This is a genomic window from Humisphaera borealis (genome assembly GCF_015169395.1).
GTDB classification, from domain to species: Bacteria; Planctomycetota; Phycisphaerae; order Tepidisphaerales; family Tepidisphaeraceae; genus Humisphaera; species Humisphaera borealis.
Map to the genome: position 1 here is coordinate 1842416 of NZ_CP063458.1, position 25681 is coordinate 1868096.

The window sequence follows — 25681 nt, forward strand, 5'->3', positions numbered from 1 at the left end:
GCGACCTGCTGGCGTTCTTCGGGAAGGATCGCGACATCGCCACCATCGGACCGGAGCAGGCAGACGAGTGGCGGACGTGGTACACACAAAAGACAATCGGGAGGACCGGACGCCCGTTGTCGGTCGCGACCATCAGCAGGCGCGTCGTGGCTTGCCGCCATTTCTTTAAGACCCTTGTCCGGTGGAAGATGGTCATCGAGAACCCCTTCGCCGAGGTCAAGACCGGTTCACAGAAGAACAAGTCCCGCGCCTACTTCATTACCCGCGAAATGACGGACAAGGTATTTGCCGAATGCCCCGATGCCGAGTGGCGTCTGATCGTTGCCCTAAGCCGCTACGGCGGGCTGCGGTGCCCTTCCGAGCACGTCTTACTGCGGTGGCAGGATATCAATTGGGAGAAGGGGCGGATTCTGATTCACTCCCCGAAAACCGAACAGTACGCCGGACAGGAAACCCGTTGGTTGCCGCTCTTCCCTGAGTTGAAGCCCTTCCTGATGGAGTGCTTCGAGCAGGCGGCAGAAGGGGCGGAATACGTCATCGTGAAGCGCAGGAGCGCCAAGGTTAACCTGCGGACGCAGCTTCAGCGGATCATCACCCGAGCCGGGCTGACACCGTGGCCGCGTCTGTTCCACAACCTGCGGGCGACCCGCCAGACGGAACTAACCGAGGATTTCCCCTCGCACGTTGTCAGCGAATGGCTTGGCAACTCGGAAGACGTGGCGGCAGACCATTATCTGCAGGTCACCGATCAGCACTTCGAACGAGCGGCGGCAGCACCAGCGCAGGCGGCGCATAATGCGGCGCAGCGAGACTTGGAAACGGTGCAAAAGGCTGTGCAAGTCGCGACACCCACAAACGCAAAAACCACTGTGTTACCAGTGGTTGCGCCAGTCTGCACAAGTTCGCAGTCTGTTAAGGTGTTCCCGAGAGGTCTCGAACCTCTAACCTTCGGCTTCGGAGGCCGACGCTCTATCCAATTGAGCTACGAGAACGTTCACGAGGCAAGGTGCCTACCGCCAGTTCGAAATGATATCGCACAATCGCGTTGGCGTCCATTCTGCGCCGCAGCATGGCAACCGCCATCCAAGGCGACCGCCATCAACCCAGCGCACGCCGTGCCGCCGCCGGGAGAGTAATGGGTTCCTTCCGGCGTTGGGTCGCCTGCATGGCGTCGGCGACGACGCCTTCCAGGACGGCAATGTATTCCAGAAAACGCTCGCGGCCCGATTCGCTAAGCAGCACCTGCGTGTGCGGGCGATTGTTCCGCGTCGATTTGACCACATCCACGAACCCCTGCTCCTGCAACAGCTGAAGCTGTCGGCTCAGGTTGCCGTCGGTCAGGTGGCACAACTGCTTGAGGTCACTGAAACTCAGCCCCTCGGTGTTGGCCGCGAGGGACGAGAGAATGCTGAGCCTGGCGCGCTCATGGATGACGCGCTCCAGTCCGTCGTAAGCGAAACGCCCGCGCGACGCATCGGCTGACGCCTTGGAAGATTCGGGTTGTTGATTACGCTCGGCCATTGCCGCGCTCCACGTTGTAACAATTCAAAGTTGTAACCATTCCAAGTGCTGCCATCCGGGTCTCGGCCACTCCGAATGGTGCCCATGGCAAGCTTTTCAGATCGATCCTGCGGCCCGGCGTTCCAGGGTCCAGTAAAGGACCGCCGCCGCCAGAAACTGTCCGCCGCCAAACGCGACCGCCATCTGCACTGAGAAGCTGATGTCTTTCCGCGTCGCGATACAGAGCATGCCGGCCAGCAGATACCAGGCACCGACGATAAACGTCCCTCGCGGCAGCACGCGGCGGCTTGCCATCACACCCAAGCCGAACAGCGTACACCAGAGTCCCGGCAACATGTTCAGCGATCCGCCAGCCCACTCGGCGATGGCGTACGTCAGCATCGCGCCCGCGACCAGGCAGGGAACGAACTGCTCGACCGCCGACAGTGTCATCTCGCGCTGCATCGGCGAATGGTTCCGCCGAAAGCGCACAAACATTTCAGTCCCGACGACCGCGAGGCTCGCCCCCGCCGCCGCCAGCCAGACCCACAGCGCCGCGAAGTAGTTCTCGACAAGCGTCGCCTCGCCGATCAGGTAGCGCTGCACGCCCGCCGCGACCAGCGCCATCACCGCCGAGAACGCGGTGGTCGCCGCCCGATACCCGCGGAACACCTGCGTCCGCGCCATCTGCTGTCGGATCTCGGCGATCTGAGAAAGGGCGTCGTCGAGCTTCATAGCGACGGTCCGGCAGTGCAGCGCAAACCAGCGATGACATCTTACACCGCGAACTTTACATTGCAAAGGCGATGGACATTGCATCGTCGAAAGTCGATTCGCATTGGCGGAATGTCGGCTGGTGAAAGGGGAATCGATGGGGTCGTCGGCTGACTGAAGCCGTGTACGGGCATCACAGTCGGCAAACAGCAGTCGACGCTCCGACGTCAACAATCCGCCATCCCGCCTTGCCCCGGCGCATCCTTGCGTTATGTTGCCGGCGGTAACGAACTCATCCTTTCAACGGAGCAACGTCATGGCTGGCAAATTCGAGCTCAAGAAGTCCCCGTCGGGCAAGTTCATGTTCAATCTCAAGGCCGGCAACGGTCAGGTCATCCTGACCAGCGAGCTGTACAACGAGAAGGCCAGTGCCGAGAACGGCATCGCGTCGGTGAAGAAGAACTCGGCCGACGACGCCCGCTTCGAGCGCAAGAAAAGCAAGAACGACGAGCCCTACTTCGTCCTGACGGCGACCAACGGCCAGACGATCGGCAAGAGCGAGATGTACACGACCACCGCCGCAATGGAGAACGGCATCGCGTCGGTCAAGACCAACGGCCCGACGGCGGCGATCGACGACACCACGGCGGCGTGAGCTCCGGTGCGACGAATCCCCGATCAGAATTGAGTCGCATGCTGATTCACGCAAAGCCCGGGTCTTCGGCCCGGGCTTTGTCGTGTCATGCCTCGGGCAGCACTGTTCGGTGCGCACAGTGCGACGAACCCCGTTCCCCACGAGAGGCGGACTGCGTTTACTTTTCCGTCTTCTTTTTACCCGGTGTGATCATCGTGACCGGGGCGCCCTTGAGCAGCGGATTACCGAACACTGCCTGCTTGTCGCCCTGCTGCTCCATCCAGGCGGAGAGGTCTGCCCGCATCGCCGCAAGCCGGTCGGCGTGCGCCGGATCGGACGCGAGGTTGCGCAGTTCGTACGGGTCGGCCGTCAGGTCGTACAGCTCTTCAGCCGGCCGCTCGCTGTAGCGTTTGACAATCGCCGCGGCGGCGGGGTCGCGCTCGGCGGCCGCGAGCCAGGTCTTCCAGTACACCAGCCCGCTCGGCCCTGTGGACCGGGAGATGTGCGTGTGGTGCTGGAACTCCGGATGCAGGTTGCGGATGTACTTCCAGTCGCGCGTGCGGACACTGCGAATCGGGTACACGTTGAAATCGCCGTCGCCGCTGTGCGTGCTGTAAACGCGGTCGCGATGGGCCGTGGCCGTTCCGCGCAGGATGCCCGCGAACGACTTCCCGTCCAACCCTTCCGGCACCTTTCCACCGCCCAGTTCGATTAGCGTCGGGAGCAGATCCGGCCAGCACAACATCGCATCGCTGGACGTGCCCGGCTTGATCCTGCCCGGCCAGGCCACGATCAGCGGAATGCGAATGCCGGCGTCGTAAAGGTTCCACTTCCCGAAAGGCCACGCGCCGCCGTGGTCGGCGGTGTAGATGAACAGGGTGTCGCCGGGAATCTTCTGTCCCACCAGCGCTCGAACCTCGCCGAGCAGTGTGTCGGACTTGGTGACGTCGGTGAGGTAACTGGCCCGCTCTTCCCGTGTGACGGCGGTATCAACGTGCGTCGGCGGAATCTTTACCGCCGCCGGGTCGTAGGTGCGCTCGGCACTCCAAGGCGTGTGGGGGTGCCGCGTGCCGACGAAGAGGCAAAGGGGTTTGGCGGCGTTGCGACCGGCCAGGAACTTCGCCACCGCGGCCGTATCCGAAAGCCCCTGATTCGGACCGTCGACGTAATCAAAGCCGTGATCCTTGGCGTAGGTGTTGTGGGCCACCTTGCCGATCGCGGCCACCTCATAGCCGAGCGCATGAAGTGCAGGCGGAAGCGAGGCGACATTGGCATTCTTGGCCTTGTGGTTCGGCTCGGCCCCGTTCCGAGCTGACCAGAGCCCGGTCAGCAGCGCCGTCCGGCTCGGACCGCACGCCGGCGAAGCCACAAATGCGTGGGTGAACTTCATCCCGTCGGCGGCCAGTCGAGCCATGTTCGGCGTGCGGACTTCCGTCGAACCGTACGCCTCGGAGTCCAACTGGCTGTGATCGTCTGAGATAAAAACAACGACGTTCGGCGGTGTCGCCCCGAACGACGACTGCGTGCCAAGCGTGCAGAAAATCGCCAGTAAAAGGGCAATGCGTTTCATGATTTGAAGGGCCTATCGCGTATGATCGTGACAATCCGTTGAAGCCAGCACTCGACCGGCCGACCCGTCCGGGAGCCTGAACAACTCAACGGCCTCTGGTCATGAAAATTGCATCGGTGTCGGTGCGGCACATCGCGGTGACGATGAACCGTTCGAGCGGGCGGGTTATCTCGCAACATCACGCATCTCCAGCACCACTACATTGTTCTGGACAATTCGTATCCGTACAACACACTAACAGATGAATTGCGAGCAAGGCTTTTCTGCGGACATTGTTGGTCGTGCGACTTTGAATTGCGTAACGCTCGGACGGGCGTCTCTGGATGGCGCGATCGCCAGGGGCGGACTGATTTCGGTCGGGACGGCTCGGGTTCGTTTGGCGAAAACACGGGAGCGTTGTGACCGCAAGATCTAATTCGATCTTGGTGTCCTGGCCTGGCGTTCGCTTGGGGACGAGCCTCAACGTTCGGCCCCTCACCCCAACCCTCTCCCCCGAGTACAGGGGAGAGGGAGCTGAAGGCGATTCTCGGGTTCGTTCGGCAACAAGCCGCGGGCGCAGCGTACTCGCGGAGCCCCGGGTCTTCGGTGTGATCTCGGGTTCGTTCGGCGGTCCTGTGCTGGGTTCGTTCGGTAGAACGAAGTGGCGGAGGATGAACGGCTATCGACGTGTGACGCACCTTGCACGGCTTGGAAAGCCGTATCACGGACAGCGGTCGCAAGGGGGTGTTCTCGGGTTCGTTCGGCGCGGGCGCGCGTCGAACGTCGTCAACCGGCGGGAGTACCTAAGGACGGGAATAGAGGGATTACCTGACGGAGTGACATCCATGAACAAGCCGACTCTGCCGGACCAGTTGTCGCGTCGCCGGTTCCTGCATGCCGCGGGTGGCGGTGTGGGCGGTTTGATGCTGGGGCTGACGCCGACCGGTCTGACGCGGCTGCACGCCGCGGACACCGTTGCGCTTGCAGAGGCTGATCCGGTGGCGGCTTGGAAATCTAGGCCGCGGATCGCTCCTGTCTCGATGGTGCCCGGGCGGCACACCATCCATAGTTATTATGTCGCCAACCCCGAGAGCCCCGACGGCAAGCGGGTGCTGTTCTTCTCATCGACCCACCCTGCCGGGTATGTGGGCGAGGTGCGGATCATGGACCGCGCCACCGGCAAGGAAACCGTCCTGGCCGAGAACGTACACACCGAAGACGCCCATCGCGTCGCCTGCCAGCAATGGCTGTCGGGCGGCAAGCGGGTGGCGTATCACGAAGTAATCGACAAGAAGTGGCGGGTGGTAGTCGTTGATGTCGAAACGCTCGCCAGGACCGTTGTTGCCGAGGACCGGCAGGTCGGCTTCGGCCAGCCCGCCGGCGACCTGCTGCCGATGTACGGCTGTCACTGGAACCCCGGCACCCACCGCGACCTGGAACTGTGGGACGCCAGGACCGGACAGATCACCACGCGGGCGACCATCGCCGAAGTGCAAGCCAAGTACGGCGAATGGTTTGCGAAAGAGTTCAAGGGCAAGCCCTGCTCGATCTTCTTCCCCGTGCTCAGCCCGGACGGCAAGCGGGTGTTCTTCAAGCTGGCGGCCGGCGGCGGTGGCGACAACTTCATGGCCAAGGTCGCCAGCCAGCGGCAAGGCATTGTCTGTTATGACCTGGCCCGATCGGCGTGCATCTGGCAGCGCGGGCAGTGGGGTCACCCGGCGTGGATGCCCGATTCACGGCACATCTTCGAGGTCGGCAACATCGTCATCGATACCGACGCCGAGGGGTTCAAGTACACCAAGCTCAAGGACGTCCCCAGTCCGCGCGGATCGCACCCCTCGGTTCGCCCGGACAGCAAACTCATGGTGACCGACGGCATCAGCGAACCGATCGGGGGCAAGCCCGGCGAGTGGGGCATCGTCGTCGGCAACATGGCCGGCGGGTCCTGGACGATGATCCACAGCTTCGACCAGACCAAGGGGGCCAAGTCCTGGCGGCGGAACGACCCGCACCCGGTCTTCAGCGCCGACGGGAAACGCATCTACTATAATGTGAGCGATGGGGAGTTCTCCCGACTCTTTGTGGCGGAAGAGGGGTGAGAAGTTTTTGGATTCCCGCTTCCCGGCTCCTCGCTCCGGTTAGCCGCGACGCGGAGCGGAGCGCGCACGACTTACAAATGCGCGCCGACGATCGCATTCCGCACGACCACCCCGACCAACCCCTAACACCCCAACCCAAACATCCTCCTACAATTTTACTGATTTCCTTCTTGACGTTCGGACGATGTTATCTAAGAATAGATACCTAACTCGAACGCCTAAGAGGTGACGCATGTTGACTGTCCGCCAGATCGAACGCCTGTACGTTGCCCGTGACTTTTCCCGCCTGTTGCACGACCTGACGAGCCACCGGGCCGATGCACTGATTCGCTGGGACAAGCAGGCCAATCGCAGTGTGCTTGCCGCCGCGATGTCGGCCATTCGCCTTGATGAGCTGAGCCAGGCCCATCATGCGTTCTGCGGGACCATGGTGCGGGCGGTGCTGGCGGCACAGGAAGCGGACGGCGGCTGGGGCGATCCACTGTCGACCGCGCTTTGCCTGCGGGCGTTGCTGGCGAGCAAGGGCAACGGGGCGTCGATCGACCGCGGCATGGCGTATCTGGCGGCGGTTCAGCAGGACGCCGGCTCATTCCCCGCCGGTCCCTTCCGCCGAATGCCCGCCGACGGGCACGTGACGACCTCGGTCCTCTACCTGCTCGGCGAGTTCGAGACGTTTGCCGCGGCGGTCGACGGCTTGGGAGCCGCCGACTGGATCGAGCACAACTTGGCGACACTGGACGACCCGACCCGGGTACTCTGGCGGCACGGCAGTGTCCGCAGCCGTCGAGGCGGGCCAGGCGCCCCGCGGCTCATCCGCCGACCCGCAAGCGAGCACGTCGCGAAGGTGGCGTGACCAAGTCGCCCCGAGCGTGTGAGCCTGCATCCGAAACGAAGAGAGCACGAAGGCGCGAACGCACGAAGGAAACGCGAAGAAGGATGCTGGATCGGTGCCGTATGATCTCTAGCTCTCCATAGATTTCTGGTGATGTCTCGGGTTCAGGGTAGGCCTATTGGCTGCCTGTCCGACAGATCTCGGCACCAGGATAACGAGGAGTGCAAGAGCGCAAAGAGAGTCAATGTCCCGGCTTCTTATGCGGATCCGGTCGACTCGACACCCTTCGTGGCTTCTTCGCGCCTTCGTGCCTTCGTGTTCTCTTCGTTTCGATCACGGCTCGGCCGCTGCCGGGTAGGTCAAAACAGACAATGCCCGTCACGCCGGTTGGCGCGACGGGCATTGTCAGGGTCGTGACGAGTGATTGTCTGCGAGTGTTCTGAGACAGGGAGTACCCTGTGACCAGCAGTCGTTTACAGCTTCGCCTTCTTCTTGATGGCGTCGACCATGTCGAGCTTCTCCCAGGTGAACGTTCCGTTCTTGCCCGGGATGCGGCCGAAGTGGCCATGACGGGCCGTCTCTTTGAAGATCGGCTTGCGGAGTTGCAGGTGTTCGATGATGCCGTCCGGATCGAGCGGGAACAGGTCGCGGACGATGTCCGCGATCGTGTCCTCGGCGATCACGCTGGTGCCTTCGGTCGAGACCGAGACGCTCACCGGGTCGGCGACGCCGATCGCGTAAGCGAGCTGCACTTCGGCGTTCTTGGCGATGCCGGCGGCGACCAGGTTCTTGGCAACGTAGCGGGCCATGTAGCACGCCGAGCGGTCGACCTTGGTCGGGTCCTTGCCGCTGAAGGCGCCGCCGCCGTGGGCACCGCGACCGCCGTAGCTGTCGACGATGATCTTGCGGCCGGTCAGGCCGGAGTCGCCGTGCGGGCCGCCGACGATGAATCGGCCGGTCGGGTTGATCCAGAACTTGATGTTGTCGTTCCAGAGCTTCTTCGGGATGACGGGTTTGACGGCTTTTTCGATAATGGCGGCGGCGGCTTCGTCGCTGAACGTTCCCTGCTTGTTCAGAACGCTTTCGTCGTGCTGGGTCGAGACGACGATGGTGTGGATGCCGACGGGCTTCTCGTCTTCGTAGGCGATCGTGACCTGGCTCTTGGCGTCGGGGCGAAGCCAGTTGTACTTGCCGCTTTCCCGCAGCTCGGCGAGCTTCTCGACGATGCGATGGCTCAGGTGGATGGGCAGCGGCATGTAGACATCGGTCTCGTCGCAGGCGAAACCGAACATCAGGCCCTGGTCGCCGGCACCGGTCTTCTTCTTTTTCTTCCCGTCGGCAGCCTTGGTGACGCCGCGGCTGATGTCGGCCGACTGACCGTGCAGGGTCTTGATGACGGCGCAAGAGCGGTAGTCGAACCCGATCGCCGGGTCGTTGTAGCCGATTTCCTTGATGGTCGCGCGGGCCGTTTCTTCGACGGCGGCCAGGGCGGCGGCGGCGGCCTCGTTGTGGACGGTCACTTCGCCGGCGAGAACCACCAGGCCCGTCGTCACCAGCGTTTCGCAGGCCACGCGGGCGTAGGGATCGGCGGCAATGATGGAGTCGAGAACGGCGTCAGAGATCTGATCTGCCACCTTGTCGGGGTGGCCCATCGAAACGGACTCGCTGGTGAATAGATGCTTGGTGCGGCGGAATTGAGGGCTCACGTGCTTATTGCTCCTGGATGGGTTTGGCATCGCCGGCCTCCGGTTAAACCGGTCGGCGCGTAGGGTCGGAAAATGTACAGCAGTTGGCCGTCGCGGGCAAACCGGGGCTGCAGTTACCGGACATCGGGGCCCTGTTGTCTGGCAAAATAGACAGTTTCAGGCCGTAGCCGGGATTTCCCGTTTCGACCACAGGAAGAGGGTGCCGGCGAACGACAGCCCCCCATGATTCGGCACGAATTCGGCATGGCATGACCCCCAACCGTCGCAAAAGCATTAAGTTGGACCCTGGGGCCGGGATTCATCGGAACTTTACGTTGCCACTAGACACCGCCCCCATTTCGGCCGATGTTCCTGCTGTCCGGAGCGAGCCCAGCCTCCCCGGGCGCAATCGCAGCTACTTCTTGGAGTGTCCCGAAATGTTGAACACGAATCAGTCTGTTGTCGTCGCCGGCGGTGGTGGTTTCATCGGTGGTCACCTGGTGGCCGACCTTCTGCGCAAGGGCTTCAAGAAGGTCCGTTGCGTGGACGTCAAGCCCGTCGAGAAGTGGTACCAGGTCCACAAGGAAGCCGACAACATTGTCGCCGACCTCAATCTGCTCGACGAGTGTCGCCGGACCGTCAAGGGCACGGATGTGGTGATCAACCTGGCCTGCAACATGGGCGGGATGGGCTTCATCGAGAACAACAAGGGCCTGTGCATGATCAGCGTGCTGATCAACACCCACCTGCTGATGGCGGCCCGCGAGCTGGGCAATCAGCGTTTCTTCTACGCCTCGTCCGCGTGCGTCTACAACGGCGACAAGCAGAAGGACAAGAGCACGAGCGTGTTCCTGAAGGAAGAAGACGCCTACCCCGCCCTGCCTGAAGACGGCTACGGCTGGGAGAAGCTCTTCAGCGAGCGGATGTGCCGCCACTTCCGCGAAGATTACAAGATCAACACGCGCGTCGCGCGGTTCCACAACGTCTACGGCCCCAGCGGCACCTTCGAAGGCGGCCGCGAGAAGGCCCCCGCCGCGATGTGCCGCAAGGTTATCGAGGCCAAGCTCACCGGCAAGCACGAGATCGAGATCTGGGGCGACGGCCAGCAGACGCGGTCGTTCATGTATGTCGACGACTGCCTGAAGGGCATCTACAAGATCACGGAAAGTGACACCTGGTGGGATCCGATCAACCTCGGCTCCAGCGAAGGTGTCACCATCAACCAGCTCGCCAGCGTCGTGGAAGACATCGCCGGCGTGAAACTAAAGCGCAACTACAACCTCGACGCCCCCAAGGGTGTCAACGGCCGCAACAGCGACAACGCGCTGATTCAGAAAGTCTTCGGCTGGGAGCCGGACACCAAGCTGCGCGACGGCATGGAGAAGACCTACAAGTGGATCTACGACCAGATGGCCCCGCGTTATGCCGGCGGGAAGAAGCCGGCGATGGCGATGGCCGGCGCGCACTGATGCCGCAGACCACATAGAGACTGCTAATTGCGGAACCGGCTTATCGAGGCACGGCGTTTAAATACGCCGTGCCTCGACTCGTTCGCGGTCCGTCGTTCCGACAAGGGAAAGTCCGCTTTCTTCATTGAGCAATCGCTGAGCGTACGCCGATTACACTAAGTGTATGAACGCGGAGTTGTCTCGATCGTATCCCACCGGTAGTGTCCTCACCGGAACTCGGTGACGCTGGCGGTTTGTTCGCTCGATCCATTGCATGCCACGAAGGACGCTTGTCATCATCAGCCAGGTCTTCATCCCTGACCCGGCGGCCGTTGGCCAATACATGGCGTCGGTTGCTATCGCGATGTCGCGTCGCGGTCACAGGGTGAAGGTGTACACCTCCGATCGCGGTTATGATAATCCGGCGACCCAATACCCGCGTCTCGAGTTTATTGAAGGTGCCGAGATTCGTCGGTTGGGCCTGACATCCTTCGGGAAGCGCTCGATTCCGATGCGGATTGCGGGTTCGGCCAGCTTTATGCTCCAGGTTCTGTTTCACCTGCTCGCCGAACGCAAACCGGGCGCGATCTTCTTTAGCACGTCCCCGCCGCTGGTGGGCTTCGTTGCGAGCATCATCGGCTGGATCCGTCGCGTACCGGTCGCGTACTGGGCGATGGACCTCAATCCCGATCAACTGATCGCGCTGGGCAAGCTTAAGCCGTCGCACCCTGCTGCGTGGATATTGGAGCGCGTCAACCGATTCATCCTCAAGCGCGCCGCGCTGGTGGTGGCCCTCGACCGTTTCATGGCCCAGCGGCTCGAAAACCGGCTACCCCTGTCGGCAAAAATGCTGGTCCTCCCGCCCTGGCCACTTGAAGACCAGATTCACGGCAACTCTGCCGACCACCGCTCCTGGCCCGCACGCCGCGACGAAAACCCCTTCCGCCAGCAGCATGGCCTGATCGGGCGGTTCGTCATCATGTACAGCGGTAATCACAGCCCGAGCAATCCGCTCGAAACGCTGCTGCAGGCGATGCTTGCCACCCGTGACGATCCGACCGTCTGTTTCGCGTTCATCGGCGGGGGCGTGGCCAAGAAGCAGGTCGAAGCGCATGTCCGCCAGCACGGCCTAACCAATGTTCTTCTGCTGCCCTACCAGCCCATCGAGACACTGCGATATTCGCTGGCGGCGGCCGACGTCCATGTCGCCTCGCTCGGCGGCGAAATGGTCGGCATTATTCACCCCTGCAAGGTGTACGGCGCGATGGCCGCCGGAAGGCCAATCCTCTACCTCGGTCCCAGCCCGTCTCATATCGACGACCTGATTCATCGGCACCACATCGGCTGGCAGATCAGCCACGGCGACGTCGCCGGTGCCGTCCGGACTATCGAGCAGATTCGTCAGACCCCCATGGAGCAACTGGGCGAGATGGGAGAGCGTGCGGCGTCGATCGTGGACGGACATCTGAGCCAGCGTCGGCTTTGCGGCGCGATGTGCGATCGACTCGAGCAGTCCCTGCGGCTGCGGTCTGCGCGCAACGCCTCTCCTCGGTGAGCGCTTCTTATCGATCCGGCTCTGCCGCCGGCGACTGCTCGGCCACCGGCACCGACATCTGCCGGTGCTTGAGGAATCTCGCTGGATTTCCGCCAAAAATCTGGGCCGCGGGCACATCCCTGACGACGGTCGCCCTGGCACCCACAATGGCGTGGTCCCCCACCGTTACGTTCGGGCCGATGAACGAATCCGCCGCCACCCACACATCCTGCCCGATCGTGATCGGCGGACAAATCAGCGGGAACTGCGGCTTGGTGTAATCGTGTGTGCCGGCGCAGAGGTGGGCGTACTGGCTGATCGTCGTCCCCCGGCCGATCCGTATCCGACCGAGCGAGTACAGAATCGCAAAGTCGCCGACGGACACGTCATCGGCCAGTTCCAGGTGCCAGGGTATCTCAACTCGTACGGTGGGACGTACGCGGACATTCCTCCCCACCTTCGCGCCGAAGCAACGGAGCATCATCCTGCGGAGCATGTACCAGTTATGGAACGAATGGCGGAACAACGTTCCCTGGACGAACATCCAGACGACCCGGCCGATCTTTTCTCGCATGGACCAGGGACTCTCTTCCTTCTGTCCGAATGACATCCCCTCACGTTCACCGACGGATGGAACCACGCTTGTCGGTCGCGGATGACCGTTGTCCGGTTTGTCCGCGCGCTCGCTGCCAACGGTCGCTCGCGGCGACGGCCGGATTTGGTCAGCGGTTACCGCCGGCTGAGGCAATCGCTCCTGGTTGCCTTTGGCCTTGCGTTGCAATTCGGAAAGCTTCAGGCTTGTGAACAGGTCATAGCTGCTCATCAGCAGGCAGTATTGCAAACCGGCCTTGCCGTCGAGGAATCCGAACCGCAAAAAGTACATCCAGACGAAGCGCCCGAACCAGGTGCCAGGAAGTTTCGGGTAGACGCGGGACTTCAGAAACCTACGACGCTCGATCGCGTTACCGAACGCCGAGTAGCTCGTGGTCGGTTTTCCCGACAGCAATGCGAACGTTTCGCTCGCCTCCAGCGCCGAGTAGTGATTGTGCTTGTCGATCCAGTCATCCAGCCCCTTGCTGATATTGAAGTGCAGGTAAGGTCGATGCAGGATGCCAATCCGACCATCGGTCGCTTCCCGCTGGCCATGCCCGTAATCCCTGAACCGCATCCGTTCGCGGTGAAAGAACCGCATCTGGTAGATCGGATATCCCCCCTCGGCGTAGCGGAGCCACCGCCCCATGAACATCAGCTTGTGCGGGACGTAAAACCCCGCATCATCGGGCTCGCGGGCGATCGTGGACTGCAGTTCTTCGACAAGATCCGGCGTGAATCGTTCGTCGGCGTCGAGGTGAAACACCCAATCGTACTTGTGCTCGATGTTGTCAATTGCCCAGTTCCGCTGTTCGCCGAATGACGTGAATGGGTGATAGTGAACGGTAGCCCCGAGCCGTGCCGCGATCTCCGTGGTTCGATCCTTCGAGCCACTGTCCAGCACGTGGACGTCGTCGCACCAAGCGCACGATCGCAGGCAGTCTTCGATGTTGGCTTCTTCGTCCTTCGTGAGAATCACGACCGAGACGGGAGGTCCGAAGGCGGCGACCTGCGGCGTGGAGATGGGCTCGGCGGACAAGGTCATCTTCGAAGCGGGCCCCTAAAGAACAGGTCGGCTTGCGGACATCGATTCCAATGCCCAAAGTATATCGACTTCATCGGCCGATTTGCCCTCCCGGTGGACGGCCGATAACCCAGTGCTGACATTGATCCAACTTTTCCATCCGGAGGCTCACTTGCGATTTGCCGCGATCTTGTCCATCACCCTGCTGGCCATCGCCGGCTGCAACAAGCCGATCCATGAAGCGTCTAGTCACAAGGCGCCCGCGTTGACGCCGGTCGTGGGCAGCGCTTCGTCGCCGCAGCCATCCGACGCAGGCTGACAACCAATCCCGCCCGGCGGGCCGGCTACAGCAGTGTTGCGACCTTCTCTGCCTGCGCGCACACCGCGCGGGCATAGTCGCCTCCGAACAGCCGCACATGGTTCAGCAGGCTGTAGAGCTGAAAAATGGGCTTGCGCACCTGGTGATACTCGGCGGGTAGCCGCCGCTCCGCCTGATAGCTTTTGAAGAAGACCGGCGTAGCCGTATGGAAAAGATCCATGTACGCCAGTTCCGCCTCAGGACAGCCATACTTGCAGTTGGGATCGAGCATCGCCGCGATGGTCCATCGTCCCTCACCGTCGGCGGCGGCAAGCAAATTGGTCGCCCAGACATCCCAGTGGAGCAGCCTCGGCGTACCGTCATAGACCAGGAACCGGTCGAGGCGGTCGTGCAGCTTATGGACGACTTTCCGTAGCTTGATCGGAAGAACCGTCGTCTTCGCGACCTCCGTCCAGATCAGGTCGAAAACGTCTCGGTAAAATGCCGGCCAACTGTCGAACTGTGCGACCTGTCGCTTCGAGACGCGCATGAAGCCCGGCCCCTCAATCGCGTGAAGCCGCAGCATGAGGTCGGCCAGATCTCGCTGCAGGTTGTCGAACTGCTCGGGGCTGCAACGGCCGCGGGCGGCGTTCAGATCGACGCCTTCAACGAATTGCATGATCAGATAGCTGAAGGGCTGTTCGAGCGAACCGTTGTGGAGATTGTGCACCTGCGGGGTGGGCACGCCGGCGCTGCGCAGGAGGTCCAGTTGGAGGACTTCGTCTTCGTAGGCCCGATCGACGCGGTGCGGCGTGATCTTCAGGACGGCCCGCCCACCGTCTTTCAGCGTCAACAGTAATGTGGTGTTGATCGACCCGCCCGCCAGCGGAACCGCCTCCGATAGCTCGGCGTCACTACCGGCCCAGTCGTGAACGACTTGACGAAGCATGGACCAGGAGATGTCGCAGTCGGCTCCCGACATTCGGTCCGGCGCACTGTAGCCGCCGGCCACCGTCGGCCGCAATCGCAATCCGCCGAATCAGGAAATCCAATGTGGCGATCAGGCGGCCTGCGCGATCGGAGAATCGGAAGACTCCGATCCGGACTCGTCGCCGGCCATCCGCATCGGCTGCACTTTGCGCGGTGCCAGCGCCGGGGGGCGCTTGGCCAGAAGCTCGGCCATCGACAGCAGCGCTTCCTTGTCTTCAGACGTCGGCAGTTGGGCGCGGACGGCGTCCAGTTCGGCGGTCAGGCTGGCGACGGCATTTGCCTGCTCCGACAGCTGCTTTTCCATCTCGGCCATCTGTCCCTGCATCTGTGTCAGGCGGGTTCCCTGCCGGTCGATGATCGCCTCGGCCTGTTCCTTGGCCGTGATCATCTCCTGGCAGCGGTTGCTCATTGCGGCGCTTTCTTCGACCATCCGCTGCAATTCCGAGGCCTGCTCGCTCAGTCGGGTCGTCTGCTCGGCGATCGCGGCCGTCTGCTCGCTCAGAATCTGCTGCTGGCTCCGAAGCCTCTCAGCGTCGGCCTTGATGCGCAACTGCTGCTGGACGATCATCTGCTTGGCTTCGTTCAACGCCTGGGCGTATGTGATGGCGGACATCGCGGGACTCCTAGCTGGCTGGCTCGCAGATTGCCTCGTCCACGCCGCGACGGGCGGCAAACGGCAATCCTGAAGACATTCCCCTCGTCCATGCTTCGGCCGGATAAGCTGGGAGGTTTAGAGAACGGCTGCCGATTGCGACGCTGACCACCCCTTTCGCAGAAAGTACCTCCCGCAACCCCTAAAATTAGCCGTGCAAAATCCGACCTCGACGTCGACGTCCCGGTAGTCCGAAGCATTCTTCCCAAAGCTGTAACGCCAAGCGGCTGGGCGGCGTTCATCACATACGAAACGGCTGCAAGTTGTGTGAGATTGGTTTCGGACTACAAGGCAGGGTGTAAAGCGTTGAATGCACGGTAAGTTTTGCTTGACTTCGGGCTCATAACTCGGTGGAATTAGGACACTGAGTTAATTTGTAGCGACTCGGAGAGCAAGCGATTCAGTTCGCCATGTTATGGCAGGATGGCAGCCGGCTTAGGGCTGAGTTCGCTCTTGCCACGGCGGGCTCTGGACCGTGCGGCGCCCGGGCTGCGGGAAGATGGAGTGAGGCGGAGTTTTTTGCTGGCGTAGGTATGTCGACGTCGGTAGTTTCCCGACGTCGAGCGCAGGCAGTTCCGAGAGGTGTGTGTCCTCCGGGCTGTTACCAGCCATTTGTCGCACAATTCGTTCGTACGGAGGTCTCGTGCCAGACTCGAAGTCTGCGGCGGCGCGTGTTGTTTTGCGTCCCCGTCTGTCTGCTCTGAGGGCGCAGACAACATCGAAGGTTACCCCGTCTATCGGCGGATCGGGCTCGCGAGCTTTAGCCTCGTTCGAGTCGCTCGAATCCCGGCAGCTCATGTCGGTATCGATGCAGGGTGGCTACACCGTAGTGACGCCAGCCAGCGATACGCGAATCGTGTACGTCTCCAGTTCCCAGGGTAGCGACAGCAACAACGGTCTGAGCGCCAGCAGCCCGGTACGGAGTATCGGCGCCGCCAAGGCACTGCTCCGCGACGGCGTCGGCGACCAGATGCTGCTGAAGAAAGGCGACATCTGGAACGAGGGCCTGGGCTACTGGAAGATCAGCGGCCGTTCCCCCGACCAGCCCGCGCTCATCGGCGCCTACGGCGAAGGCGACCGGCCCGAAGTCCGGAACTCTTCCGGCTACGCCTTTGGCGCCGGCACACCCAGCAATCGCCTGCACGACGTCATCGTTCAGGGCGTCCGGATGTACGCCGCCCAGCGCGACCCGAACAATCCGTTGTACAACAAGTCGGTCAAGGCGAGCGGGGTCTATCTCGCCGGCAACATCGAGAACCTCACTTTTGAGGACATTTCGGTCGAGTACTACACCGACAACTTCGTCGCCTCCACGTTCTATCCGTATTTCAAGAACCTGGTGATCCGCAAGTCGAACCTGTCCAACGCCTACTCCGACTGGGGTAGCCACTCGCAGGGCGCGTACATCGAAGGCGTCGACGGCATCCTTCTCGAAGGCAACACCTTTGACCACAACGGCTGGAACGAGCAGATCCCCTCGGCCGGCGCGACGATCTTCAACCACAACGCCTATATCCAGGGCATCAGTAAAAACCTGGTCGCACGGGGCAATATCTTCGCCAACTCGTCGAGCCACGGCCTTCAGGCCCGGCCCGGCGGTATCGTCGAGGACAACCTGTTCCTCAACAACCCGATCGGCATGTCCTACGGGCTGGTCAACGGCTCGGGCCCGCTGGTCCCCGGTGGCGTGACGGGCAAGATCGCCAACAACGTTTTCGTCGGCGGCCGCAACATCGGGTCGCAGGCTCGTGGCATCGGTATCGAACTGTCCAACATCAAGCCGGGCGCCGGCTTCATGATGGAAAAGAACATCTTCACCCAGAGCTATGCCGGTGGGGTGTTCGCCGCGATCAACCTCAGCACGAACAACAATCAGAACAATGGCGAACTGGCCGCCGGCATCAACGACCTGACGCTGAAGGACAACATTGTCTACAAGTGGCAGCGCGGTATCTGGGTGGACCCCGCCCTTCGCAGTGGCGGCACCGGCCCTTACGCCGTCAATAACCTCAACTTCCTGAACAACGACTTCCAGGAGATCAAGCTCACCAACGTCCTGTATCACGGCATCGCCGTGAAGGCTGGCAACGAAACGTTCGCCGGCAACCGCTACCATCTCCAGAACGTCGGCGGAGCACCGGTTTACATGGACGGCAAGGGGTACGACCTGGGCACCTGGTTCAACTCGTACGAAGCGACCGGCCAGGCCGTCAAAGCCAATTACGTCGATCCCGAGCGAGATGCCAAGTCGTACAGCGCCACGCTCGGCGGTGCTGGCACCAACGAAGACTTCCTGGCCAAGGCCCGGGCCAATCGCAAGGACAATTTCAACCCGGCGTACACCGCCTCTCTGGCAAACAGCTACATCCGCGCCGGCTTCGTGGACCGCGGCGATTCGTCGCCGGCCATCCCCACCGACTACGTTCCGCCGGTCAGCGAGGTTCCGCCGACGATCGATACGCCGGTCGAAACACCGACGCCCACACCGACCCCGGTCGAGCCGACGCTGCCGCCACCTCCCCCGCCGCCGGCCTCCAATCCGACGACGGAAACACCGACGACCAGCCCCGGCTACCACACCGTCGTTGGTGCCGACGGCAAGATCAAGGTCATCTGGGACAACAACGCCCCCGTTCCGACCGAGCCCACGCCAACGGAACCCGTCCCCGAGCCCGAGCAGAACGCACCGGACGTCGTTTACACTCAGCCGTCCACCCCCGGCACGATCGTTTATGCCGGCGGCTATTGGTACATCTCGTAGCCAGAGGCTTGCATCCTGTAACCAGAGGCTCCGACCGAGTGGCAGATTCAACGGCGGGCATGACGATTCATCGTCAGGCCCGCCTTCGTTCGTTCGAAAGCCGTTCGACCCCTTGGGCAACTTCACATCCGACGTCCAAGCTGCGATAGTCGGGGTATGCCGACCATTGCCTGCATTCAGTTCGACATGGCCTGGGAAAACAAGCCAGCCAACTATCAAACCGTCGCCGAGATGGTGCGTTCGGCGAACCTTGCGCCTGGATCGCTCCTGGTGGTACCGGAGATGTTCGCGACCGGCTTCAGCATGAACGCCACGGGTATCGTCGAACCCGTGCGCGGCCCGACCCACGACTTTCTTGCCTCGCTCGCGCGGCAACACCAGCTCTTCGTTCTCGGCGGCGTGGTGCAACCAGGTCCGACCGGAACCTGGCCGGCGCTTAACGGACGTCCGCGGAACGAGGCAATCGCGATCAGCCCAGACGGGCAGTTGCTCGCCCGTTATGCAAAGATGCACCCCTTCACGCTGGGTGGTGAGAAGGACCATTACGCCGCCGGCGACGAGATTGTGCAATTCGAGTGGCAAGGCCTGAAGGTGACGCCGTTCATCTGTTACGACCTGCGTTTTCCCGAGCTGTTCCGCCGCGCTGCAAAGCTGGGGACCGATTTGTTCGTGGTGATCGCGTCGTGGCCGGCACCGCGAACCCATCACTGGACGACCCTGTTGCAGGCCCGTGCCATCGAGAACCAGGCGTTTGTGATCGGCAATAACCGCTGCGGCTCCGATCCTAAACTGACCTATGACGGCCGGAGCCTCGTCATCGATTACGCCGGCACAATTCTCGCCGATGGCGGCACAACCCCGTCAGTCGTCACCGCGGCGATCAACCCGGAAGCCATGCGAAGCTGGCGGACTAAGATGCCCTTCCTGGCCGATATGCGTGACGACCTCTGACGACCCCGGCGCGGGAAGTTCGTCGTCGTTGCATTCAAACGTCCGCCTTCTCCAACGGTAACGATTTGTAATGACTGCGACCTCCGCCCGCTTTCTCGCCCTGCTCATCCTTGCAACGGCCTCGACGGCCGCCGGTGCCGACCAGCCCGTGGACTTTGTCCGCGACATCAAGCCGATTTTCGAAGTACGCTGTTACGACTGCCATGGCGCCGCCAAGCAGAAGGGCGGCATCCGGCTCGACGCCCCGGTCTCTCTCAAAGGCGGAGACTCCGGCTCTCCCCTTTTCACCCCCGGCGACCCGGCCAAAAGTCATCTCCTCAAGCTCGTCCGCTCCGACGATCCCGACGAAGTCATGCCACCCAAAGGCGATCGGCTGTCGGCCCCGCAGATCGACCTGCTGACGCGATGGATTCAGCAGGGTGGAAACTGGCCTCAAACCGTCGTCACGGCCAAACCGAAGCTGAAGCACTGGTCATTCAATGCGCCCGTTCGGCCCCCGGTGCCGCAGGCGGCGATCGGGCCTGCGCGCAATCCGATCGATCAGTTCATCCTCGCTCGCCTGGAAAAAGAAGGGCTCAAGCCGTCACCCGAGGCGGACAAGCACGCGTTGATTCGCCGGGTCACGTTCGCGTTGATCGGCCTGCCCCCTACACCCGCCGAGGTTGACGCTTTCATCGCCGACAAATCGCCCGATGCCTATGAGAAGGTCGTGGACCGGCTTCTCGCCGCACCGCAATTCGGCGAACGCTGGGCCCGCACCTGGCTCGACCTCGCCCGCTATGCCGACAGCAAGGGCTACGGCTCCGACCCGCTGCGGTTCACAATCCATCCCTACCGCGACTGGGTCATCAGCGCGTTCAACCAGAATAAGCCTTACGACACATTCACCGTCGAACAGCTCGCCGGCGATCTGCTCCCGAACCCGACCATCGATCAGCTCGTCGCGACGGCGTTTCATCGCAACACGATGACCAACACCGAAGGCGGCACCGACGACGAAGAGTTCCGCGTCGCCGCCATCAAGGACCGCACCGACGTCACCTTCCAGGTCTGGATGGGGCTGACGATGGGCTGCGCCCAGTGCCATACGCACAAGTTCGACCCGATCACCAATCGCGAGTACTACTCGGCGATGGCGTTCTTCAACCAGTCGGAAGACGCGGACCGGGCCGATGATTCGCCGACCATCCCCGTCCCCTCCGCCGACGACCTGGATCGCCAGAAGTCGCTCGAAGACCAGATCGCCAAACTGGAGGCCGGCCTCAAGGACTCCGCCGAAGTCGCCGCCGCCCAGGCGAAATGGGAGAAGGCGCAGTCTGACCCCGAGTCCGGCTGGACGACGCTCAAGATCGCTTCGGCCAAAAGCGCCGGCGGCGCGACGCTGACATCGCAACCGGACGGTTCGATCCTCGCCAGCGGCACATTGCCCAAGACCGACACCTACACGGTCGTTGCCGAAGGCATGACCAAGGGCATCACGGCATTCCGCATTGAGGCGCTGACAGACGATTCTCTGCCGTCCAAGGGCCCCGGGCGGGCCGGCAACGGCTCGTTCATCCTCAATGAACTCAAAATCGCCGCTTCGCCAGTCGCCGAGGACGCCGCCGTCAAAATCACCGGCCGCTACGTTCGCATCGAGCTTTCCAAGAAGCCGCACCTGGCTTTGGCCGAGGTGCAGGTACTCTCCGGCACCGAGAATATCGCGCGAAAAGGGAAGGCAAAGCAGTCCACCACCGGTTACGGCGGCAAGGCAGAGTTGGCGATCGACGGCAATACCGACGGAGACTTCTACGGCGGAAAGAGCGTCAGCCATACCGGGGAAGGCGACAACAATCCCTGGTGGGAAGTCGACCTCGGCTCCGAACAGCCCATCGACCGCGTCGTGATCTGGAATCGCACCGACGGCAACGTCGTCCGGCGATTGGCGGACTTCAAGCTGTCGGTGCTGAACGCCGACCGCGTCATGACCTGGGGCGAAACGATCTCCAAGGCCCCGAGCCCGTCCGCCAGCTACGGCCCCGGCAAGCAGCAGGACGTCGCACTGGCCAACGCCTCGGCAACGTACGAGCAGCCCACCGAATCCGGCTGGACCGCCGCCAAGGCGATCGACGGCAACCCGGCGGCGAATTCCGGCTGGGCGATCGGCGGCCAGACCGGCCGGCGCCAGGTGGCGGTGTTTGAAGCACCGTCGGTTCCGCATTTCGCCGGCGGAACCCGGCTCACCTTCTCACTTGTTCAGAACTTCGACACCGGCGCGCTCGGCCGCTTCCGTCTGTCGGCGACCACCCAGCCGCGGCCGGTGCGAGTCCTGCCGAACGACGTGTCGGCGGTATTGGCGATCGCCCCCGCCAAGCGATCGCCGGAGCAAAGCCAACGCCTTCGCGATCATTACCTCGCGATCAATGCAGGCACGCTAAAGGAACACGCGAAGATCGCCGACCTTCGAAAGCAGCTGGCCGCGTTGAAGCCGTCGCGCGTCGCGATCATGCGCGACCTTCCGGCGGATAAGCAGCGGCAGTCGACGATCCTCATCAAGGGCAACTTCCTTCAGAAGGGCGAGCCGGTTTCCCCCGGCGTGCTGGGCGCGTTTCACTCATTGCCCGCCAACGCACCGGCCAATCGGCTGGGCTTGGCGAAGTGGATCGTTTCCAGGGACAACCCCCTGACCGCCCGCGTGCAGGTCAATCGCATTTGGGCTTCGTTCTTCGGAACAGGCCTGGTCGAGACACAGGAAGACTTCGGCGAGATGGGCACACCGCCCAGCCACCCGGAGTTGCTCGACTGGCTCGCCGTCGAGTTCATGGAGCCGACGGTCGGCGGATCGGGCACGCCTTGGGATATGAAGCGGCTGATGCGGCTGATCGTGACCAGCCAAACCTACCGTCAGAGCGCCAAGGTTGATCCCGAACTGCTCGAGAAGGATCCGGGTAACCGGCTTCTCGCCCGTATGCCGCGTCAACGGCTCGAAGCCGAGATGGTTCGCGACCAGGCGCTGGCCGTCAGCGGCTTGCTGAGCACGAAGATGTTCGGCCCCAGCGTCTACCCGCCGCAACCGGAGGGCATGTGGCAGGCGGCGTTCAACGGCGAACGAACCTACCCGACCAGCAAGGGTGAAGACCGCTATCGTCGGGGCGTCTACGTCTTCTGGCGGCGAACGGTCCCTTATCCGAGCATGCAGACCTTCGACGCCCCCAGCCGAGAGGTCTGCACCATCCGCCGAATCCACACGAGTACGCCGTTGCAGGCGTTCGTGACGATGAACGATCCGGTCTACGTCGAATGCAGCCAGGCGCTTGGCCGACGGCTGATCAAAGACGGTGGTGAGACGCCGGAGGCCCGCATTCGTTTCGGCCTGGAGCTGATCCTGCAGCGACCCGCATCCGCCGAGCAGATCAAGCCGCTGGCAAAGCTTTACCAGTCGGAGCTGTCGCACTTCCTTCAGGACGCCGACGACGCGAAAAAGCTCTCGAGTGATCCCATCGGACCCTTGCCGGCAGGAATGACACCGGCCGAAGCCGCGGCATGGACGGTCATCGCGAATGTGATGTTGAATTTGGATGGCGCAATGACGCGTTAACGAACGGCCCCGTCAGTGACACGGGCTTCCAGCCCGCGCTGGCGATGCAGTAGTAGAAGAGACTTGGATACGCGAATCATCTTTACGCCAACGTCGCACGCACGGGCGGGAAGCCCGTGTCACTGACAGAGCGGCTGGCATAATCGCAGTGCAAGCATGAACAGCAACCTTCAACACGCCCGCCACCTCACCCGCAGGCACTTCCTCACGAAGTGCAACTCCGGCCTCGGCGCGCTCGCGCTGGCTTCCCTTCTAGGCAAGACGTCGCCCGCGCAGGCGGCGAGTGCCAAGGTTCTGCCCTACGGCCCGGCCGACATGAGCCGTCCGATGGCGGTGCGGCCGACGATGTTCGCGCCCAAGGCCAAGCGCGTCATCTACTTGCACATGTCCGGCTCGCCGCCGCAGCATGACCTGTTTGACTACAAGCCCCTGCTGACAAAGCTAGACCGCCAACCCTGCCCCGACGAGTACATCAAGGGCGAGCGCTTCGCATTCATCAAAGGCCATCCCAAGTGCTTGGCGAGCCCTTACAAGTTCGACCGCGTCGGCGACCGTGGCACGTTTATCAGCGAACTACTTCCCGGTATTCGCACCATCGCCGACGACATGACCATCGTCCGCTCGATGTGGACCGACCAGTTCAACCATGCCCCGGCCGAGATGATGCTGTACACCGGCAACATGCGGGCCGGCCATGCCTCGATGGGCTCGTGGGTAACGTGGGGCCTGGGCAGCGAGAACCAGGATCTGCCCGGCTTCGTCGTGCTCGTCTCCGGCGGAACCGATCCGACGGCGGGCAAGAGCGTCTGGAGCAGCGGCTTCCTGCCCAGCGTGTTCCAGGGCACGCAGTGCCGCAGCAAAGGCGAACCGATCTTGTACGCCAATAACCCCGCCGGCATGGACCGCGACGTCCGCCGGCGATCGCTCGACGCACTGAAGGAACTGAACGAGATCGAGGCCAAGACCTTCAACGACCCCGAAACCGTCACACGCATCAACCAGTTTGAACTGGCGTATCGCATGCAGATGGCTGTCCCGGAAGTGACCGACGTCTCAAAAGAGCCACAGCACGTACTCGACGCCTATGGCGCCAAACCCGGCGACGGCAGCTTCGCCAGCAACTGCCTGCTGGCTCGCAAGCTCGTCGAGAATGGCGTTCGCTACGTTCAGCTCTTTGACTGGGGCTGGGACATGCACGGCACCCAGAACGGCGACGACCTCACGACAGCTCTGCCGAAAAAGTGCAAGCAGGTCGATCAGGCGGCATCAGCGCTGATCAAGGATCTCAAGCAGCGCGGCCTGCTTGACGAAACACTCGTCGTCTGGGGCGGTGAGTTCGGTCGAACTCCCATGAACGAAGAGCGCGGCGGCAGCAAACTCCTCGGCCGCGACCACCACCCCCATGCGTTCACCATCTGGATGGCCGGCGGCGGTATCAAGCGCGGTTTCGACTACGGCGCGACCGACGACCTCGGCTACTTCGTCAACGAAGACAAGATGACCGTTCGAGACCTGCAGGCGACAATCCTGCACGCGCTGGGACTGGACCCACACAAGCTGCACTATCCGCACCAGGGCTTAAACGAGCGTCTCATCGGACCAACTAACGAGCCCAAGGTACACACGAAGTTGTTCGCCTAGGACGTCTATTACGAGGACCGGGTGATGTGGAGGACAGACATTCATTCTTGTCTGTCACTCGGGACCCGGATGCGCTTTCGAACTTCGGCCGGCCGCTCTGTCGTTCGTGCTGAGTGTCTGAATGAATCAGACGGCTATCGCAGAAGGCAGTGCGATCATGTCAGTTACAGTTAAAAGAGTCCCGCGGTTGCTTGATGCACCCGTCGGGTCCCGAGTGACAGGCAAGAATGCCTGTCCTCCACGCGTTTCGAAGTACTTATGCGGAGAAGGAAAGTGAACAAGCGAATTCTCACCAGCGTCCTCAGCGTAGTTACCGCCTTCGGCGGATTTGCGATCGCGCAGCAGCCGGCCCCCAAGGATCCGGCCAAGCCCGCAGCCCCCGCCAAGCCTGCCCCAAAGCCCAAGCCTGTCGCCCCGCTGCCGGAGTACACAGGCCTGAACCCCAAGACGATGGCCCCCACCGCCGGCACGGCCGACAACACGGCCCCCGAGGGTTTTGTCGCCGCGTTCAACGGCAAAGACCTCACCGGCTGGGTCGGCCTGCTGAAGGCACCGAACGACAATCCCATCAAGCGGGCTGCCCTGTCGGCCGAGGACCGCGCCAAGGCCACCGCCGAGGCCGAAGCGAACAAGATCGCCAACTGGAAGGTCGAAGACGGCGCGCTCGTCTTCAGCGGCAAAGGCCGCAGCCTCTGCACCGCCAACCAGTACGGCAACTTCGAAATGTGGGTGACCTGGAAGATCAAGGAAGCCGGCGACAGCGGCATTTATCTTCGCGGCTCGCCGCAGGTGCAGATCTGGGACACCAATCTCAAGAATGGCGCCCACGTCGGCTCCGGCGGTTTCTACAACAACCAGAAGAACCCTGCGATCCCGCTGAAGAAGGCCGACAAGCCCGTCGGCGAATGGAACACGTTCTTCATCCGAATGGTCGGCGAGAAGGCGACCGTCTACCTCAATGGCGAACTGGTCGTCGATAACGTCACACTGGAAAACTACTGGGACCGCACCCAGCCGATCTTCGCCAAAGAGCAGATCGAACTGCAGAACCACGGCAACACGCTCTGGTTCAAGAACATCTACATCAAGGAACTGCCCGACTCGGCGGCGAAGTAGTTCGGGCCGCGCGATCAGCGCGCCCCCCGCCTGTCATCCTGAACGAAGTGAAGGACCTGGTGTCCCAGCCGTGAAGACGGCGAGC

18 protein-coding genes, 1 tRNA gene and 1 pseudogene are annotated in these 25681 nt (G+C 62.3%); 12 read left to right on the plus strand and 8 right to left on the minus strand.

Annotated features, from left to right (window positions below; translation table 11 throughout):
- Positions 1–269: 269 nt before the first annotated feature.
- Positions 270–743, plus strand: a pseudogene (locus IPV69_RS27875) (tyrosine-type recombinase/integrase); the annotation flags it as partial.
- Between the two features lie 175 nt (positions 744–918).
- On the opposite strand, the gene IPV69_RS06910 reads toward IPV69_RS27875, so the two are convergent.
- The 3 genes from IPV69_RS06910 to IPV69_RS06920 all read right to left on the minus strand — a co-directional run bounded on the left by IPV69_RS06910 (position 919) and on the right by IPV69_RS06920 (position 2235).
- Positions 919–992, minus strand: a tRNA-Arg gene (locus IPV69_RS06910).
- Positions 993–1098: 106 nt separating this feature from the next.
- Positions 1099–1521 carry a transcriptional regulator gene (locus IPV69_RS06915; protein ID WP_206294200.1) on the minus strand — a complete coding sequence of 141 codons (423 nt, stop codon included), beginning with the start codon at positions 1519–1521 and terminating at the stop codon, positions 1099–1101.
- A gap of 96 nt (positions 1522–1617) precedes the next feature.
- Positions 1618–2235, minus strand: coding sequence for a hypothetical protein (locus IPV69_RS06920; protein ID WP_206294201.1), 618 nt, complete (start codon positions 2233–2235; stop codon positions 1618–1620).
- A 295-nt stretch (positions 2236–2530) separates the two neighbouring features.
- Here IPV69_RS06920 and IPV69_RS06925 point away from each other — a divergent pair, with 295 nt between their 5' ends.
- Positions 2531–2869, plus strand: a complete 339-nt coding sequence (locus tag IPV69_RS06925) for a YegP family protein (protein ID WP_206294202.1) — start codon at positions 2531–2533, stop codon at positions 2867–2869.
- A 157-nt stretch (positions 2870–3026) separates the two neighbouring features.
- Here the strand turns inward: IPV69_RS06925 and IPV69_RS06930 are convergent, their stop codons facing one another.
- A complete protein-coding gene (locus IPV69_RS06930) occupies positions 3027–4418 on the minus strand; it encodes a sulfatase-like hydrolase/transferase (RefSeq protein ID WP_206294203.1) in 1392 nt (463 codons plus the stop codon).
- Positions 4419–5242: 824 nt separating this feature from the next.
- On the opposite strand from IPV69_RS06930, the gene IPV69_RS06935 reads away from it, so the two are divergent.
- Together IPV69_RS06935 and IPV69_RS06940 are read left to right on the plus strand one after the other, a co-directional pair.
- Positions 5243–6496, plus strand: coding sequence for a TolB-like translocation protein (locus IPV69_RS06935; protein WP_206294204.1), 1254 nt, complete (start codon positions 5243–5245; stop codon positions 6494–6496).
- A 232-nt stretch (positions 6497–6728) separates the two neighbouring features.
- Positions 6729–7349: a hypothetical protein gene (locus IPV69_RS06940; protein ID WP_206294205.1), complete on the plus strand. Its 621-nt coding sequence runs from the start codon at positions 6729–6731 to the stop codon at positions 7347–7349.
- Positions 7350–7801: 452 nt separating this feature from the next.
- On the opposite strand, the gene metK is transcribed toward IPV69_RS06940, so the two are convergent.
- Positions 7802–9064, minus strand: a complete 1263-nt coding sequence (gene metK / locus IPV69_RS06945; RefSeq protein ID WP_206294206.1) for a methionine adenosyltransferase — start codon at positions 9062–9064, stop codon at positions 7802–7804.
- 386 nt (positions 9065–9450) lie between these two features.
- On the opposite strand from metK, the gene IPV69_RS06950 reads away from it, so the two are divergent.
- Both IPV69_RS06950 and IPV69_RS06955 read left to right on the plus strand, forming a co-directional pair.
- Positions 9451–10482: an NAD-dependent epimerase/dehydratase family protein gene (locus IPV69_RS06950; protein WP_206294207.1), complete on the plus strand. Its 1032-nt coding sequence runs from the start codon at positions 9451–9453 to the stop codon at positions 10480–10482.
- Between the two features lie 253 nt (positions 10483–10735).
- Positions 10736–12016, plus strand: a complete 1281-nt coding sequence (locus IPV69_RS06955) for a glycosyltransferase family 4 protein (protein ID WP_206294208.1) — start codon at positions 10736–10738, stop codon at positions 12014–12016.
- A gap of 7 nt (positions 12017–12023) precedes the next feature.
- Here IPV69_RS06955 and IPV69_RS06960 read toward each other — a convergent pair whose 3' ends face one another.
- A complete protein-coding gene (locus tag IPV69_RS06960; protein ID WP_206294210.1) occupies positions 12024–13625 on the minus strand; it encodes a glycosyltransferase in 1602 nt (533 codons plus the stop codon).
- 157 nt (positions 13626–13782) lie between these two features.
- Between IPV69_RS06960 and IPV69_RS06965 the strand changes: the two genes are divergently transcribed.
- Complete coding sequence (locus tag IPV69_RS06965) at positions 13783–13929, plus strand: hypothetical protein (RefSeq protein ID WP_206294212.1); 147 nt, start codon at positions 13783–13785, stop codon at positions 13927–13929.
- A 25-nt stretch (positions 13930–13954) separates the two neighbouring features.
- Here IPV69_RS06965 and IPV69_RS06970 read toward each other — a convergent pair whose 3' ends face one another.
- Positions 13955–14857, minus strand: coding sequence for a fructosamine kinase family protein (locus IPV69_RS06970; protein WP_206294213.1), 903 nt, complete (start codon positions 14855–14857; stop codon positions 13955–13957).
- Positions 14858–14968: 111 nt separating this feature from the next.
- The gene (locus IPV69_RS06975; RefSeq protein ID WP_206294214.1) at positions 14969–15511 is read right to left on the minus strand and encodes a hypothetical protein; all 543 of its coding nucleotides are present in this window, start codon (positions 15509–15511) and stop codon (positions 14969–14971) included.
- Positions 15512–16346: 835 nt separating this feature from the next.
- On the opposite strand from IPV69_RS06975, the gene IPV69_RS06980 reads away from it, so the two are divergent.
- The 5 genes from IPV69_RS06980 (at position 16347) to IPV69_RS07000 (ending at position 25596) form a co-directional block, all read left to right on the plus strand.
- Entirely contained in the window at positions 16347–18311 is a 1965-nt protein-coding gene (locus IPV69_RS06980; protein ID WP_206294215.1) for a right-handed parallel beta-helix repeat-containing protein, read from the plus strand.
- 156 nt (positions 18312–18467) lie between these two features.
- The gene (locus IPV69_RS06985; protein WP_206294216.1) at positions 18468–19262 is read left to right on the plus strand and encodes a carbon-nitrogen family hydrolase; all 795 of its coding nucleotides are present in this window, start codon (positions 18468–18470) and stop codon (positions 19260–19262) included.
- 70 nt (positions 19263–19332) lie between these two features.
- Entirely contained in the window at positions 19333–22839 is a 3507-nt protein-coding gene (locus tag IPV69_RS06990; protein ID WP_206294217.1) for a DUF1553 domain-containing protein, read from the plus strand.
- A 156-nt stretch (positions 22840–22995) separates the two neighbouring features.
- On the plus strand, positions 22996–24480 hold the full coding sequence (locus tag IPV69_RS06995; protein ID WP_206294218.1) for a DUF1501 domain-containing protein: 1485 nt from the start codon (positions 22996–22998) through the stop codon (positions 24478–24480).
- A 273-nt stretch (positions 24481–24753) separates the two neighbouring features.
- Entirely contained in the window at positions 24754–25596 is an 843-nt protein-coding gene (locus tag IPV69_RS07000) for a 3-keto-disaccharide hydrolase (RefSeq protein ID WP_206294219.1), read from the plus strand.
- Positions 25597–25681 lie beyond the last annotated feature (85 nt).

Coding starts and splice junctions, on each gene's coding strand:
- IPV69_RS06915 (WP_206294200.1), bottom strand. CDS start 1,521: ATGGCCGAGCGTAATCAACAACCCGAATCTTCCAAGGCGTCAGCCGAT.
- IPV69_RS06955 (WP_206294208.1), top strand. CDS start 10,736: ATGCCACGAAGGACGCTTGTCATCATCAGCCAGGTCTTCATCCCTGAC.
- IPV69_RS06975 (WP_206294214.1), bottom strand. CDS start 15,511: ATGTCCGCCATCACATACGCCCAGGCGTTGAACGAAGCCAAGCAGATG.
- IPV69_RS06935 (WP_206294204.1), top strand. CDS start 5,243: ATGAACAAGCCGACTCTGCCGGACCAGTTGTCGCGTCGCCGGTTCCTG.
- IPV69_RS06920 (WP_206294201.1), bottom strand. CDS start 2,235: ATGAAGCTCGACGACGCCCTTTCTCAGATCGCCGAGATCCGACAGCAG.
- IPV69_RS06980 (WP_206294215.1), top strand. CDS start 16,347: ATGTCGGTATCGATGCAGGGTGGCTACACCGTAGTGACGCCAGCCAGC.
- IPV69_RS06930 (WP_206294203.1), bottom strand. CDS start 4,418: ATGAAACGCATTGCCCTTTTACTGGCGATTTTCTGCACGCTTGGCACG.
- IPV69_RS06995 (WP_206294218.1), top strand. CDS start 22,996: ATGAACAGCAACCTTCAACACGCCCGCCACCTCACCCGCAGGCACTTC.
- IPV69_RS06970 (WP_206294213.1), bottom strand. CDS start 14,857: ATGCTTCGTCAAGTCGTTCACGACTGGGCCGGTAGTGACGCCGAGCTA.
- IPV69_RS06940 (WP_206294205.1), top strand. CDS start 6,729: ATGTTGACTGTCCGCCAGATCGAACGCCTGTACGTTGCCCGTGACTTT.
- IPV69_RS06985 (WP_206294216.1), top strand. CDS start 18,468: ATGCCGACCATTGCCTGCATTCAGTTCGACATGGCCTGGGAAAACAAG.
- metK (WP_206294206.1), bottom strand. CDS start 9,064: ATGCCAAACCCATCCAGGAGCAATAAGCACGTGAGCCCTCAATTCCGC.
- IPV69_RS06950 (WP_206294207.1), top strand. CDS start 9,451: ATGTTGAACACGAATCAGTCTGTTGTCGTCGCCGGCGGTGGTGGTTTC.
- IPV69_RS06990 (WP_206294217.1), top strand. CDS start 19,333: ATGACTGCGACCTCCGCCCGCTTTCTCGCCCTGCTCATCCTTGCAACG.
- IPV69_RS06925 (WP_206294202.1), top strand. CDS start 2,531: ATGGCTGGCAAATTCGAGCTCAAGAAGTCCCCGTCGGGCAAGTTCATG.